We start from the raw sequence: 13,642 nt of genomic DNA on the forward strand, positions 1-13,642 counted from the left end.
CCGCCGACCCCGACGGCGGGGGCAGGTCCGCGCTGCTCCGCCTGCGCGGCAAGGGCGGCAAGGAGCGCGTGGTGCCGCTGGGCTCCTACGCCGTGCAGGCCCTGTCCGCCTACCTCGTGCGCGCCCGGCCGGCCCTCGCCGCCGCCGGGACCCCCGAGGACCGGGCGTCGGCCGGGGCGGTGTTCCTCAACAGCCGCGGCGCCCGCCTGTCCCGCCAGAGCGCCTGGGCCGTGCTGCGCACCGCCGCCGAGCGCGCCGGCGTCGGCAGCCCCGACCACCCCGTCACCCCGCACACCCTGCGGCACTCCTTCGCCACCCACCTGCTCGAGGGCGGCGCCGACGTGCGCGTGGTGCAGGAGCTGCTCGGCCACGCCAGCGTGACGACCACGCAGATCTACACGATGGTCACCGCCGACGCCCTGCGCGAGGTCTACGCCGCCTCGCACCCGCGAGCCCTGGGCTGACGCTGGGCCGACCCTGGGCTGGCGCCGGGCTGACCCGTCACCGACGGTCGCGGCGCCGTCGCGCCGCGCCCCGTCGACGGCCCTCGCTCACCCGTCCGGAGCAGGCCTCTGGGGTAGTCTCACCACCCATGACGAGCGACCTGCAGGCCCGCAGCGCCACCGGCGCCCAGCAGGGTCTGCTCGGTCCCACGGGCCGTCCCCTGGTCGACTTCCCCGTCCCGCCGGCGCTGTCCGGCCACGGTCCCGCCCGCATCATCGCCATGTGCAACCAGAAGGGCGGGGTGGGCAAGACCACCACCACCATCAACCTGGGCGCGGCGCTCGCGGAGTACGGCCGCAAGGTGCTCCTCGTCGACTTCGACCCCCAGGGCGCGCTCTCCGTGGGCCTGGGCGTCAACCCGCACGAGCTGCAGCACAGCGTCTACACGCTCCTCATGGACCGCCGCGCGACGGTGGCCGACGTCGTCGTCCCCACCCGGCTGCCGGGGGTGGACATCCTGCCCGCCAACATCGACCTGTCCGCCGCCGAGGTGCAGCTGGTCGGTGAGGTGGCGCGCGAGCAGGCGCTGTCGCGGGCGCTGCGCACCGGCACCGACGACTACGACGTCGTCCTCGTCGACTGCCAGCCCTCCCTCGGCCTGCTCACCGTCAACGCCCTCACCGCGGCGCACGGCGTGCTCATCCCGCTGGAGTGCGAGTTCTTCGCCCTGCGCGGCGTGGCGCTGCTGGTGGAGACCATCGAGAAGGTGCAGGACCGGCTCAACCCCGCCCTGGCCATCGACGGGATCCTCGCCACCATGTACGACGCCCGCACGCTGCACTCCCGCGAGGTCATCGCCCGCGTGGTGGAGGCGTTCGGCTCCACGCTGTTCGACACCGTCATCGGCCGCACCGTGAAGTTCCCCGACGCCTCCGTCGCCGGTGAGCCGATCACCACGTACGCCCCCGAGCACTCCGGCGCGGAGTCCTACCGCCGCCTCGCGCGCGAGCTGGTCGCGCGCGGCGCCGCGGCCTGACCCGTGCTCCCGGCGCCCCGCGCTGCCGGCGCCTCGGAGTCCGCCCCCGCGCCGGCAGCCGCACCGGCCCCGCCGGCGGCGTCCGCAGCGGTGCCCGCAGCGGTGCCGGGTGGCGTCCTCACCGACCGCGACGCCCCCGCCTTCGACGTCCACCTGGAGAACTTCAGCGGCCCGTTCGACCTGCTCCTGGGCCTGATCTCCCGGCGCCGCCTGGAGATCACCGAGGTGGCGCTGGCCGCCGTCACCGACGAGTTCATCGCCCACCTGCGGCGGATGCTCGCCGCCGTCGACGCCGCCGGTGCCGCGGAGGACCCCGACGACGACGGCCCGGGCAGCGGCGCCCGCGCCACGGCGAAGGCCGAGGTCGCCGCGCTCGGGCAGGCCAGCGGCTTCCTCGTGGTGGCCGCCACGCTGCTCGACCTCAAGGTGGCGCGGCTGCTGCCCACCGACGAGACCGACGAGCTCGACGCCGAGGGCCTGGCGCTGGTGGAGGCCCGCGACCTGCTCTTCGCCCGGCTGCTGCAGCACCGGGCCTACGCGCAGGTGGCCGCGCTGCTGGCCGACCGCCTGGCCGAGGGCGCGCTGCGCTCGCCCCGCCCGGGGGGCACCGGGGCCGCCGACCCGCTCGTGGAGCGCGCGCTGCCCGAGCTGGTGCTCGCCACCACGCCGGACCAGCTGGCGGCCCTGGCCGCCGCGGCCATCGCCGCCCCCGTCCGGGGCGGGCGCGGGCTGCCGGCCCGGGTCGACGTCGAGCACCTGCACGCCCCCACCGTCAGCGTGCCCGAGCAGGTGGCGCTGCTGCGCGAGCGGCTCGTGGCGCGGTTCGCCGAGCGCGGGGCGGAGCCCGTCGGCTTCGCCGAGCTCGTCGCCGACGAGCGGGGCAGCGTCGTCCACGTGGTGGGGAGGTTCCTCGCGGTGCTCGAGCTCTACCGGCGCGGGGAGCTCGACCTGGACCAGGCCGACCCCGCCCACCCGCTGCTGGTGCGCTGGCGCGGCGTCGTCGACCTCACGGGCAGCCCCGTGGACGCCGCGTGAGCGGCCCCGACCAGGACCACGACGACGACGCGGCCGCGCTCCCCGGGGGGCTGCGCGCGGCGCTCGAGGCGGTGCTCATGGTGGTGGACGCGCCCGTCTCCACCGACGACCTCGCCGACGGGCTCGGCGTCCCCGCCGAGGAGGTCGGCAGGGAGCTGGCGGCGCTGGCGGACTCCTACCGCGAGCAGCAGCGGGGCTTCGAGCTGCGGGCTGCCGCGGGGGGCTGGCGGATCTGGAGCCGCCCGGACGCCGCGCACCTCGTGGCCCGCTTCACCGGTGAGGCCGCCTCGGCGCGGCTGTCCAAGGCCGCGCTGGAGACCCTCGCGGTGATCGCCTACACCCAGCCGGTGACCCGCGCCCGGGTCGCGGCGGTGCGCGGCGTGGACGTCGACTCGGTGGTGCGGACCCTGCTCACGCGCGGCCTGGTGACCGAGGCGGGCAAGGAGGGTCCCGGGGGTGGGACCCTGTACCGGACGACCACGGCCTTCCTGGAGAAGATCGGGGTCGACAGCCTCGAGGACCTCCCTCCGCTGGCGCCGCACCTGCCGGACGACACGGAGATCGACGCGCTCCTCGACGCCCTCGACGACGGGCCGTGAGACGCGGCGGAGCAGGAGAGCAGCAGTGAGCCAGCAGCGGGACCAGCAGCACGGCCGGCAGTCCGGGCAGGCCGGGCACGACGTGCACGACCCCGACGGCGTGCGCCTGCAGAAGGTGCTGGCCGGGGCCGGCATGGGCTCGCGCCGGGCCTGCGAGGAGCTCATCGCCCGCGGGCGGGTGCGCGTGGACGGCGAGGTGGTCACCGAGCTCGGCGTCCGCGTCGACCCGGCCACCGCGCAGGTCGAGGTGGACGGGATGCTGCTGCAGCTCGACACCACCAAGGTCTACCTGGCCATGAACAAGCCCCGCGGGTACCTGTCGGCCATGTCCGACCCCGAGGGCCGCCTGACGCTGGCGGACATCCTCGACGACCGCACCGAGCAGGGCGTGAGGCTCTTCCACGTGGGCCGCCTCGACGTCGACACCGAGGGCCTCATCCTGCTCACCAACGACGGCGACCTCGCGCACCGGCTGCAGCACCCCTCCTTCGAGGTGCCCCGCACCTACGTCGCGGAGATCCACGGCCCCGTGGAGCGCGGCATCGGCAAGCGCCTGCGCGACGGCGTGGAGCTGGAGGACGGGCTCGCCAAGGCCGACTCCTTCCGCCTGGTCGACTCCGCCCCCGGCAAGGCGTTCGTGGAGATCGTCCTGCACGAGGGCCGCAAGCACGTGGTGCGCCGCATGCTCGAGGAGGTCGGCTACCCCGTCATCCGCCTGGCCCGCACCGCCATCGGCCCGATCCAGCTGGGCGACCTGCGCCCCGGCGTGACCCGCGCGCTGACCCGCGAGGAGGTCTCGACGCTGCGCAGCGCCGGGCCGGGCTCGCAGCCGGGGGCGCGCACCCCGCGGCCCAAGGGCCAGCGGCCGGTGGCCAAGGCGCCCGACCGCCGCGGCATCCAGATGGTCACCGGGGCCTCGCGGCGCACCGCGGCGTCCTCGAAGTCGACCCGCGCCGCGAAGGCCGCCAAGGCGCGCGGCGCCGCCCAGCAGCGCCGGCAGCAGCGCGGTCAGCAGGGCGGGCGCTGATGGTGCTCGACGCCTCCGCAGCCGCAGGGGCGGCGCCGGCCGCGAGGTCGGTCCGGGCCGTGCGGGGGGCGGTGCAGCTGGACGCCGACGAGCGCGAGCACCTGCTCGCCAGCACGCGCGAGCTGGTCACGGGCGTCCTGGAGGCCAACGGCCTGTCCACCGACGACCTCGTCAGCATCATGTTCACCTGCACCCCCGACCTGACCAGCGAGTTCCCGGCCGTGGCCGCGCGAGAGCTGGGCCTGGGCGACGTGCCGCTCATGTGCGCCGTCGAGGTGGACGTCGTCGGCGCCATGCCCCGCGTGGTGCGCCTCATGGCGCTCGCGGAGACCGCCCTGGCGCGCAGCGAGGTCCAGCACGTGTACCTGCGCGGCGCCGTCGCACTGCGCCGGGACATCGCCCAGTGACCACGCTCCACGCGCGCACGCGCGGACCCGTCCACGTGGTCGGCACCGGCCTGCTGGGCACCAGCGCCGCGCTCGCGCTGCGCGCCCGCGGTGTCGAGACGACCCTCGCCGACCCCTCGCCGACCGCCGCCGCCCTGGCCCGCGACCTCGGCGCCGGGCGGCTGCGCCAGCCGGACGACGCGCCGCCGGTGCTCGTCGTCGTCGCCTCCCCACCGGACGTCACGGCCGCCGTGGTGGCGGAGCAGCTGGCGTGCTGGCCGGACGCGGTGGTCACCGACGTCGCCAGCGTCAAGCTCACCGTGCTGTCCGAGCTGCGCCGCCTGCTGGCCGACGGCGCCCACGGCCTGGCCGGTGCGGCCGGCGAGCGGGCCCTGGCGCGGTACGTGGGCAGCCACCCCCTGGCCGGGCGGGAGCGCTCCGGAGCGGTCGCGGCCCGCGGCACGCTCTTCGCGGGCAGGCCGTGGGTGCTGTGCCCCACGCCGTCGTCGTCCTCCACCGCGGTGGCCGCCGTGCGCGACCTCGCCGACGACCTCGGCGGCGTGCCCGTGGTCATGGAGGCCGGCGACCACGACGAGGCCGTGGCGCTGGTCTCCCACGTGCCGCAGGTGGCGGCCTCGCTGGTGGCGGCGCGGCTGCGCGAGGCGCCCGAGCCCGCGGTCGAGCTGGCCGGGCAGGGGCTGCGCGACGTCACGCGCATCGCCGAGTCCGACCCGGCGCTGTGGGTGCAGATCCTCGGGGCGAACGCCGGGCCGGTGGCGGCGGTGCTGCGCGACCTGCGCGCCGACCTCGACGCCGTGCTGGCCGCCCTGGAGCAGCTCGCCGACGCCGGGGAGGACGCCCAGGACCGTCACGACGCGGCCGCGAACAGCCCCGGGGCGCTGGCCGCCGTGGCCCGGCTCATCGCCGACGGCGGCGCCGGGCGCGCCCGCGTGCCGGGCAAGCACGGCGCACCGCCCACCGCCTACGCGGTGGTGACGGCGCTGGTGCCCGACGCCCCGGGCGAGCTGGCGCGCCTGCTGCACGACGTCGGTGCTGCCGGCGTCAACCTCGAGGACCTGCGCATCGAGCACTCCCCGGGCCAGCCCGTGGGCCTGGCGGAGGTGTCGGTGCTGCCCGCGGCCCGCACGGTGCTGGAGGCCGCGCTGCGCGACCTCGGCTGGGCCCTGCTCGACTGAGCCGACCCGCCCCCGGCCGGAGCGGTCGCGGCGTGCCGACCGCACCTGACCGCACGCGACCGCGGTCACCTCCGCACCTGACCGCGGTCAGGTGCGGAGGCGTCGCGCCAGCACCGCCCCACCGGGACTGACCGAGGTCACTCGCGGGCGAGGGCGCCGGGGCGCCGGGCTGCCCCGGCCCGCGAGGCCCGCGCGTCAGTCGGCGGGACCCTCGACGGGCAGGTTCGCCGTGGCGAGGGCCACGAGGTCGTCGACGGCACCGGGGTGGGCGAGCACGAGGGAGCGGCTCACGCCGGACAGCGGCTCGCCGTCCAGCGGCACCACCGCACCACCGGCCTCGGCGACCAGCAGCGCCGGTCCGTGCAGGTCCCGGCGGTCGCCCCCGAGGCGGAGCGTCCCCATGACGCGGCCGTCGGCGATAGAGACCACCTCGGCGGCCGAGCTCTCCACCACCTTGGCCAGCCAGCCGGCCTCCTTGACGGCCCCCAGCACACCGGCGCCCGCACGCACGACGCCGCCGGTCTCGGCCGGGCCCTCCAGGTGCAGCCGCCGGGGCTCGGCGTCCGGGCCGCCGACGCGCACGAACGCGCCCTGGCCGGCCACCGCGGTGTAGAGGTGGCCGCCGGTCCAGACGGCCACCGACTCCGCCTGCGGGCGCTCGCGCGGGCCGCGCCAGGCGGAGGCGACCACCGACCACGGGCCCAGGCGGCGGGCGTAGTTGAGGGTGCCGTCGATGGGGTCGACCACCCAGGTGCGGCCGTGCTCGGGGTCCGCGGGGGGCCGGTCGGCGCCCTCCTCGCCGATGATCCCGTCGGCCGGGAAGCGCTCGCGCAGGGCCTCGTCGACGGCCCGCTCGGTGTCGAGGTCGACGTCGGTGACCACGGAGCCGGTCAGCGCGGCGGCGGGCTTGCGCTGCTCCACGGCCCCGGCCTGGCGGCGGGTGGCCTCCTCGCCCAGGCGCGTGACGAGGGCCGCCACGAACTCGAGGGCCTGCGCGGCCTCGTCGGGGGTGGAGGCGGAGCTGGGTGCGGTGGCCACGCGACCAGGCTAGTGACCAGGAGCGTCGCGACCGGCCACTACCCTCGGGGGGTGCACGCCCCACCCGGACACCCCACCTCGCCGCGCGCCCGCGGGCTCGTCGTCGCCGTCGACGGACCCTCCGGATCCGGCAAGTCCACGCTGTGCCGCCGCACCGCGGCAGCGCTCGGGGCGGGCTACCTCGACACCGGCGCCTACTACCGCGCGGTGTGCTGGGCGGCGCTGGAGGACGGCTTCGACCTGGCGGGAGCCTCGTCGTCGTCCGGGCCGGCCGGCGAGCGCGACCGCGGCGTCGACGAGGCCGTCAGCAGCCTCGCGCGCGGCCTCGACCTGCGCGTGGGCACCGACCCGGAGCGCCCCTACGTGGTCGTGCGCGGCACCGACGTGACGGCCGCGATCCGGGAGAGCCGCATCTCCTCGGCCGTCAGCGTGGTGGCCACCAACCTCGAGGTGCGCGCGGAGCTCATCGCCCGCCAGCGCGCCGCGATCTCCGCGCAGGCCGCCGAGCGCGGCGTCGTCGCCGAGGGCCGCGACCTGACCACCGTGGTGGCGCCCAACGCCGCCGTGCGCGTGCTCGTGGTGGTGGACGAGCAGCGCCGCCTGGCGCGCCGCGCGCTGGAGCTGCACGGCACCTCCGACGCCGCCGCCGTGGACCGCACCCGCGACGAGGTGGTCCGGCGCGACCGCGACGACTCCACCGTCGCCGCCTTCAGCGAGGCCGCCGACGGCGTGACCGTGCTGGACAACTCCGGCACCCTCGAGGAGGGCGTCCAGGCGCTGCTGGCGCTCGCGACCGCCGCCCTGCCCGCCGACCCGCTCGCGACCGCACCCGAGACCGCAGGAGCCCGCGCATGAGCGAGGAGCTGGACCCGACCCGCGCGCTGCGCGTCGGGCTGGAGGACTACGAGCTCTCCGACGACGACCTCGCCGTCCTCGACGGCGAGCACGACGACCACGGCGGCGAGGACGAGGGCGTCCTGCCCGTCGTCGCGATCATCGGGCGGCCCAACGTGGGCAAGTCGACCCTGGTCAACCGCGTGCTCGGTCGTCGCGAGGCGGTCGTGCAGGACGTCCCGGGCGTCACCCGCGACCGCGTCCGCTACACCACCGAGTGGGCGGGCAGGCCCTTCGTCGTCGTCGACACCGGCGGCTGGGAGGTCGACGTCCACGGGCTGGACGCCCGCGTGGCCGAGCAGGCCGAGATCGCGATCGAGCTGGCCGACGTCGTCGTCTTCGTGGTCGACGCCTCGGTGGGGGCCACCGGTACGGACGAGGCCGTGGTCAAGCTCATCCGCCGCTCGGGCAAGCCCGTGGTGCTGGCGGCCAACAAGGTCGACGACGAGCGCACCGAGGCCGACGCCGCCGCGCTGTGGTCGCTCGGCCTCGGGGAGCCGTTCCCGGTGTCCGCGCTGCACGGGCGCGGCTCCGGCGACCTGCTCGACCGGGTGCTCGCCGCCGTCCCCGACCAGCTGGTGGGGGAGCGCGAGACCGCTGGCGGACCGCGCCGCGTGGCGCTGCTGGGCCGGCCGAACGTCGGCAAGTCGAGCCTGCTCAACAAGCTGGTCGGGTCCGAGCGCGTCGTCGTCGACAGCACCGCCGGCACCACCCGGGACCCGGTGGACGAGCTGGTGGAGCTGGGCGGGCGCGAGTGGCGCTTCGTGGACACCGCCGGCATCCGCCGCCGCGTGCACCAGACCTCCGGCGCCGACTACTACGCCTCGCTGCGCACGCAGGCGGCCCTGGAGCGCGCCGAGGTGGCCGTGGTGCTGCTGGAGGCCTCCGAGCGCCTCACCGAGCAGGACACCCGCATCATCACCACCGTCGTGGAGTCCGGGCGGGCGCTGGTGCTGGCGTTCAACAAGTGGGACCTCACCGACGAGGAGCGCCGCCACTACCTCGAGCGCGAGATCGAGACCGACCTCGCCCAGGTGGCGTGGGCGCCGCGGGTGAACATCTCCGCGCGCACGGGGCGGCACGTGGACCGGCTCGTGCCGGCGCTCGACGTGGCGCTGGACAGCTGGGACACCCGCGTGCCGACGGGGCGCCTGAACCAGTTCCTGTCCGAGGTCGTGCAGGCCCACCCGCACCCCCTGCGGGGCGGCAAGCAGCCGCGCATCCTCTTCGGGACCCAGGCCTCCACCCGGCCGCCGCGGTTCGTGCTGTTCGCCTCCGGGTTCCTCGAGGCCCAGTACCGGCGGTTCCTGGAGCGGCGGCTGCGCGAGCAGTTCGGTTTCGAGGGCTCCCCGGTGGAGGTCAGCGTGCGCGTGCGGGAGAAGCGCCGCCGCTGAGCCCCGGGTCCCTGCCGCGCAGGGCTCAGGACGACGACGAGGGCGGTCGGCTGCCAGGTGCGGCCGGCCGCCCCCGCCGTCCGTGCCGTCGTCCTCCCCGGTCCGCGTCACGGCCGCGTCGTCGGTGGTCAGCGACATGATCGGCTGCATGGAGACGAACACCCGTCCGGGCGGGGGCGCCGCGGAGCCCCTCACCGTCAACCGCGCCTGGGAGGGCTACGTCGCCGGCGCGACGGTCGACCCCAAGACGATGTCGGTCTACGACGGCGTCTACCGGCGCCACGTCGCTCCCTCGCTGGGGGACGTCCCGGTGGCCGGCGTCACCCGCGAGGACGTGGTGCGCCTGCTCGACGGACTGCGGGCACGGGGCAGCAGCAGCTCGCTCGTACGGCTGTCGAGGACGGTCCTGGGCGCCGCGTGCCGCTACGCGCAGGCGCAGTGCGTCATCGGCGTCCTGCCGACCGAGGGCGTCTCCGCGCCGCACGCCGAGGTCGTCGTCGAGCGCGTGCTCACCCCTGGTGAGTACCTCCGCGTCCGCGAGGGCCTCCCCACGGCCGGCGCCCGGCTCCTGGCGGACCTGCTGGTGCGCAGCGGTCTGCGGATCGGGGAGGCCCTGGCGCTGCAGCGCCACGACGTGGGTCGTGGTGAGCTGCTGGTGCGCCGGTGCCTGTCCGAGCCGGGCCGCCGGTTCTCGGCAGACGGTCAGCGCTTCGTCCTGCGGCCGTCGACGAAGAACGGCGAGCCGCGGTCGGTGCCCGTGGGTGAGGACTTCTGCCGCCGGCTGGCGGCCTGGTGCGACGAGGGCGGGGTGGGCGCTGGTGAGCTGGTCTTCCCTGCGCGGCTCGTCCTCCCGGGCCCGTCCGGCAGGTCCTTCCCGCGGAAGGTCCACACCGAGCCGCTGACCCGGGAGCGGCTGGCCGGTCTCGGCACCTTCACCGGGCCCAACGGGAAGGAGTACCAGCACGGCACCGTGAACGGCTACGTGACCGGCAGGTGCCGCGACGCGTGCTGCCGCCAGGCCATCTCCGAGTACTCCGCCCGGAGGAGGCGGGTGCGGCGGGAGGCCCAGCGCGGCGATCTCGCGCCCCGCCGGAGCCCGGTGGCGGGGGCTGAGGCGCCGGTGGACTCGGCGGCGTCCTCCGGGGTGCCCGGGATCGGGGCCGTCAGCCACCAGGGGTGGAGCGGTCTGTGGGAGGCAGCCGTGCGGTCCGCAGGCCTCGACCTCCGCCCGCTGGCGCGGCACACGCGGCACGTGCACGCGTCCTGGCTCAACAGCGGTGGGGTGAGCGGGGAGACGATCGCCGAACGGCTCGGCCACCGCGACGAGCGGTCCACCAGGGGCTACGTGCGTCCCGTCGGGCGCGAGGCCGACGCGGTCGCGGTCCTCGACGCGGCACTGGGGCAGGAGGCGCCACCTCGCGGCTGAGCCCCGGCGGAGGACCTGTAAGGTGTTCCACGGTCCCGAGGGATCACGGGCTGTGGCGCAGCTTGGTAGCGCACGTGACTGGGGGTCACGGGGTCGCAGGTTCAAATCCTGTCAGCCCGACCGACAGGCCCTGGTGAGCACCGCTCACCAGGGCCTTCGTCGTCTCGCCGGGTCCAGCGCCGGGGGTCTCCGGTCAGCCGACGCGGACGACCATCTTCCCCGTGTTGCCGCCGCGCATCATCGAGCCGAACGCCTCGAAGGTGTTCTCCACGCCGTCCACCACGGTCTCCTCGTGCTGCAGCTGCCCTGCGGCGAACCACTCGGCCAGCTTCGCGGTGGCCTCGGGCAGCAGGGAGGCGACGTCGCCCAGGGTGAACCCCTGCAGCGTGAGGCTGCGGGTGATGGCGTTGGCCAGGTTGTCGGGCCCGGCAGGACCCGGCTGCGACGGCGACGCGTTGTACCCGGAGATCGCGCCGCACAGCACCAGGCGCCCGCCGCGGTTCATGACGTCCAGAGCCGCCTGCAGGTGGTCACCGCCCACGTTGTCGAAGTAGACGTCCACCCCGTCCGGCACCAGCGCGGGCAGCTGCTCGCGCACGGGCGCGGCCTTGTAGTCGAGCGCCGCGTCGAAGCCGAACCGCTCGCGCAGCCGGGCCACCTTGGCCGGTCCGCCGGCCGAGCCGACCACGCGGGAGGCGCCGAGCAGCCGCGCCACCTGGCCGACGGCCGTGCCCACCGCACCGGCGGCGCCGGAGACGACCACGGTCTCGCCGGGCTGCAGGTGCCCGATCGCGGTCAGCCCCGCGTACGCGGTCTGCCCGGTGAGCCCCAGGATCCCCAGGTGCACCGAGGACGGCACCGCGGCGCCGTCGCGCTCGACCTCGGGCACGGGGCGGAACCCGGCGGCGTCGCCCTGGGCGACGTCGCGCCAGCCGAGCTGGTGCACCACGAGGGTGCCCACCGGCAGCTGCTCGGCGGTGGAGGCCACCACGCGCCCGACAGCGCCGCCGGTCATCGACTCGCCCAGGCCGAACGGCGGCACGTAGCTCCTGGTGTCGTTCATGCGGCCCCGCATGTAGGGGTCCACCGAGACGAACTCGTTGGCCACGCGCACCTGACCCGGCCCGAGGTCGGGCAGGGGCACCTCGACGAGGCGGACGTCGGAGGGCTGGGGCTCGCCCACGGGGCGGGACACCAGCTGCCACTGGCGGCTGGTGGTCGTGCTGGTCGTGCTGGTCATGCGGGGACCTCCTGGAGGGGCCGGGGGGGGGGGACGTTCAACGGGCAGCCAGGCCGACGGCCAGAGCGGCGGCGCCGAGCAGCGGCGGCACCGCCTGGACGAGCGCCGCGCGCAGCTTGCTGCGGTCGGAGGCGGCGAGCACCAGGCCCGCGGCCGCCATCGACAGCGCGCCGGTCAGCGCCAGCGCCGCGCCGACGCCCTGCGGGCCGCCGGAGCCGAGCACGACGACGCCCGCCGCCGCCGCGACGGCGAGGAAGAGGTTGTAGAAGCCCTGGTTGAACGCCACCTGCCGCGTGGCCTCGGCCTGCTCGCGCGTCAGCCCGAAGGTGGCGAGCGCTCGCGGGCTGGTCCACGCCAGCGACTCGAGCACGAAGATCCACACGTGCAGGAGAGCGGCGGCGCTGATGAGGACGAGCCCGGCGGTGACCACGGACAAGTACTGTAACGCTCGTTGCAGAAAGCCTGCGCGCCGCACCGGCGAGCAGCGCCGGACCGGGGGGAGGCGGCCGTGGGCCGACCAGCGGGCTTCGAGGAGGCCGCCGCCGTGCGCGCCGCGCGCCGCGTCTTCTGGCGGCACGGCTTCGAGCAGGCCTCCGTGCCCGACCTGGAGCGCGCCACCGGCCTGGGCCGCTCCAGCCTCTACCACGCCTTCGGCAGCAAGCGCGGCCTCTACGACGCCGCCCTGGCCAGCTACCTCGACGAGGTGGTCCGCCCGCGCCTGCGCCCGCTGCAAGAGCCCCCCGTCGCCCCGGGCGCCCTGGCCACCTACCTCGAGCGGCTGCACGCGGCGCTCACCACCCCCCACGCCCTCGACGCCGGTGACGGCGACGACGCGGTCCACGGCTGCCTGCTCCTCAACGCCGGCACCGCACCGATCGGCCAGGACGAGGCCGTCCGCGCCGTCGTCGCCGCCTACCGCCGCGAGCTGCGCGCCGCCGTCGCCGACGGCCTCGCCGCCGCCCGCCCCGACCTCGCCGACGACGCCCGCGGCCAGCTGGCCGAGTCCGTCACCGCCCTCGTCGTCGCCGCCCTCGCCCTGGTCCGCGTCGACCCGGGCGCCGCGGGCGACAGCCTGCGCACCGCTCTCGCCGCCGCCCGCCCGCGCCGTCCCGGCGAGGACGACCATCCCCGGGGCTGAGGCGGGCCGTCGCACGGGGCTGCGATGCTGGGGCGCGTGAGGACCGCTGGGCCGGTGGGCACCGCCGAGCACCCCAGCGACGCCGTGCTCACCCTCCCGAACGCCCTCTCGGCCCTGCGGCTGGCCCTCGTGCCCGTCTTCGCCGCCCTGATCCTGACCGGCCACGACCTGTGGGCGCTCGCGGTGCTGGCCGTCTCCGGCGCCAGCGACTGGCTCGACGGGCGGCTGGCCCGCAGCTGGCAGCAGGTCACCCGCCTCGGGCAGGTGCTCGACCCGGCCGCCGACCGCCTCTTCATCCTTGCGACGCTGCTCGGGATGGCCCTGCGCGACCTCGTCCCGTGGTGGCTGGTGGCGGTCATCGTCGGCCGGGACCTGCTCATCCTCGCGCTGGGACCGCCCCTGGCGCGCCTGGGCCACGGGCCGCTCCCCGTCAGCGACCTCGGCAAGGCCGCGACCTTCGCGCTGCTGTACGCCTTCCCGCTCATCCTGCTGTCGTCGGTGGGAGGTCCGGTCGGGGCCGTCGCCCGCCCCCTGGGGTGGGCCTTCGCCCTGTGGGGGACCGCCCTGTACTGGTGGGCGGGCCTGCGCTACGCCGCCCAGGTGCGCGCTCTGGTGCGCGCCCGGCGGCACGCGACGACGGCCGCCGGAGCCCCCTCGTGAGCGCCCCGCCGGCCCCCGCGCGCCGCCCCCGCCCCGACGCGTCGATGACGCTGCTGGTCGAGGTGCTCGAGCGTCCCCTCGACCCCGGGTACGCCGCCGCCGCGCAGCGCCGGCGCGCCGAGGCCGCCG

15 protein-coding genes and 1 tRNA gene are annotated in these 13,642 nt (G+C 76.6%); 13 read left to right on the plus strand and 3 right to left on the minus strand.

Annotation, left to right across the window (positions count from 1 at the left end):
• From FHN55_RS21275 to FHN55_RS21305, 7 genes are all read left to right on the plus strand, one after another.
• Positions 1-464 (plus strand): tyrosine-type recombinase/integrase (locus FHN55_RS21275; protein ID WP_180358000.1); only part of this gene is annotated, 464 nt, incomplete at its 5' end.
• 128 nt (positions 465-592) lie between these two features.
• A complete protein-coding gene (locus FHN55_RS21280; RefSeq protein ID WP_139714417.1) occupies positions 593-1,480 on the plus strand; it encodes a ParA family protein in 888 nt (295 codons plus the stop codon).
• Between the two features lie 3 nt (positions 1,481-1,483).
• Positions 1,484-2,515, plus strand: coding sequence for a ScpA family protein (locus FHN55_RS21285; protein ID WP_257571185.1), 1,032 nt, complete (start codon positions 1,484-1,486; stop codon positions 2,513-2,515).
• Positions 2,512-3,114 carry an SMC-Scp complex subunit ScpB gene (gene scpB / locus FHN55_RS21290; protein ID WP_218974906.1) on the plus strand — a complete coding sequence of 201 codons (603 nt, stop codon included), beginning with the start codon at positions 2,512-2,514 and terminating at the stop codon, positions 3,112-3,114. Before FHN55_RS21285 ends, scpB begins: the two co-directional genes overlap by 4 nt.
• A gap of 25 nt (positions 3,115-3,139) precedes the next feature.
• Positions 3,140-4,141: a pseudouridine synthase gene (locus tag FHN55_RS21295; protein ID WP_139714418.1), complete on the plus strand. Its 1,002-nt coding sequence runs from the start codon at positions 3,140-3,142 to the stop codon at positions 4,139-4,141.
• Complete coding sequence (aroH, locus tag FHN55_RS21300) at positions 4,141-4,548, plus strand: chorismate mutase (RefSeq protein WP_139714419.1); 408 nt, start codon at positions 4,141-4,143, stop codon at positions 4,546-4,548. Before FHN55_RS21295 ends, aroH begins: the two co-directional genes overlap by 1 nt.
• Positions 4,545-5,723: a prephenate dehydrogenase gene (locus tag FHN55_RS21305; RefSeq protein ID WP_139714420.1), complete on the plus strand. Its 1,179-nt coding sequence runs from the start codon at positions 4,545-4,547 to the stop codon at positions 5,721-5,723. Before aroH ends, FHN55_RS21305 begins: the two co-directional genes overlap by 4 nt.
• Before the next feature lie 195 nt (positions 5,724-5,918).
• On the opposite strand, the gene FHN55_RS21310 is transcribed toward FHN55_RS21305, so the two are convergent.
• Complete coding sequence (locus tag FHN55_RS21310; protein ID WP_139714421.1) at positions 5,919-6,761, minus strand: inositol monophosphatase family protein; 843 nt, start codon at positions 6,759-6,761, stop codon at positions 5,919-5,921.
• Positions 6,762-6,812: 51 nt separating this feature from the next.
• On the opposite strand from FHN55_RS21310, the gene FHN55_RS21315 reads away from it, so the two are divergent.
• From FHN55_RS21315 to FHN55_RS21330, 4 genes are all read left to right on the plus strand, one after another.
• Complete coding sequence (locus FHN55_RS21315) at positions 6,813-7,616, plus strand: d(CMP) kinase (RefSeq protein WP_139714422.1); 804 nt, start codon at positions 6,813-6,815, stop codon at positions 7,614-7,616.
• Complete coding sequence (gene der / locus FHN55_RS21320; protein ID WP_139714423.1) at positions 7,613-9,049, plus strand: ribosome biogenesis GTPase Der; 1,437 nt, start codon at positions 7,613-7,615, stop codon at positions 9,047-9,049. The genes FHN55_RS21315 and der overlap by 4 nt, the downstream gene beginning before the upstream one ends.
• 148 nt (positions 9,050-9,197) lie before the next feature.
• A complete protein-coding gene (locus tag FHN55_RS21325) occupies positions 9,198-10,475 on the plus strand; it encodes a tyrosine-type recombinase/integrase (RefSeq protein WP_180357999.1) in 1,278 nt (425 codons plus the stop codon).
• 46 nt (positions 10,476-10,521) lie between these two features.
• Positions 10,522-10,595 (plus strand) — tRNA-Pro (locus FHN55_RS21330).
• Positions 10,596-10,668: 73 nt separating this feature from the next.
• On the opposite strand, the gene FHN55_RS21335 is transcribed toward FHN55_RS21330, so the two are convergent.
• Positions 10,669-11,715 (minus strand): NADP-dependent oxidoreductase, encoded by a 1,047-nt coding sequence (locus FHN55_RS21335; RefSeq protein ID WP_139714425.1) that lies wholly within the window; start codon positions 11,713-11,715, stop codon positions 10,669-10,671.
• 37 nt (positions 11,716-11,752) lie between these two features.
• Positions 11,753-12,145 (minus strand): DUF1304 domain-containing protein, encoded by a 393-nt coding sequence (locus tag FHN55_RS21340; RefSeq protein WP_139714426.1) that lies wholly within the window; start codon positions 12,143-12,145, stop codon positions 11,753-11,755.
• 78 nt (positions 12,146-12,223) lie between these two features.
• Between FHN55_RS21340 and FHN55_RS21345 the strand changes: the two genes are divergently transcribed.
• Together FHN55_RS21345 and FHN55_RS21350 are read left to right on the plus strand one after the other, a co-directional pair.
• Positions 12,224-12,853, plus strand: a complete 630-nt coding sequence (locus FHN55_RS21345; protein WP_139714427.1) for a TetR/AcrR family transcriptional regulator — start codon at positions 12,224-12,226, stop codon at positions 12,851-12,853.
• Between the two features lie 24 nt (positions 12,854-12,877).
• Entirely contained in the window at positions 12,878-13,513 is a 636-nt protein-coding gene (locus FHN55_RS21350; RefSeq protein WP_139714428.1) for a CDP-alcohol phosphatidyltransferase family protein, read from the plus strand.
• The last annotated feature ends 129 nt before the right edge of the window (positions 13,514-13,642 follow it).

Origin of the sequence: Streptomyces sp. NP160, assembly GCF_006335115.1 — a bacterium.
GTDB lineage: Bacteria > Actinomycetota > Actinomycetes > Actinomycetales > Quadrisphaeraceae > Quadrisphaera.

Coding starts and splice junctions, on each gene's coding strand:
- aroH (WP_139714419.1), top strand. CDS start 4,141: ATGGTGCTCGACGCCTCCGCAGCCGCAGGGGCGGCGCCGGCCGCGAGG.
- FHN55_RS21325 (WP_180357999.1), top strand. CDS start 9,198: ATGGAGACGAACACCCGTCCGGGCGGGGGCGCCGCGGAGCCCCTCACC.
- FHN55_RS21335 (WP_139714425.1), bottom strand. CDS start 11,715: ATGACCAGCACGACCAGCACGACCACCAGCCGCCAGTGGCAGCTGGTG.
- FHN55_RS21350 (WP_139714428.1), top strand. CDS start 12,878: ATGCTGGGGCGCGTGAGGACCGCTGGGCCGGTGGGCACCGCCGAGCAC.
- FHN55_RS21280 (WP_139714417.1), top strand. CDS start 593: ATGACGAGCGACCTGCAGGCCCGCAGCGCCACCGGCGCCCAGCAGGGT.
- der (WP_139714423.1), top strand. CDS start 7,613: ATGAGCGAGGAGCTGGACCCGACCCGCGCGCTGCGCGTCGGGCTGGAG.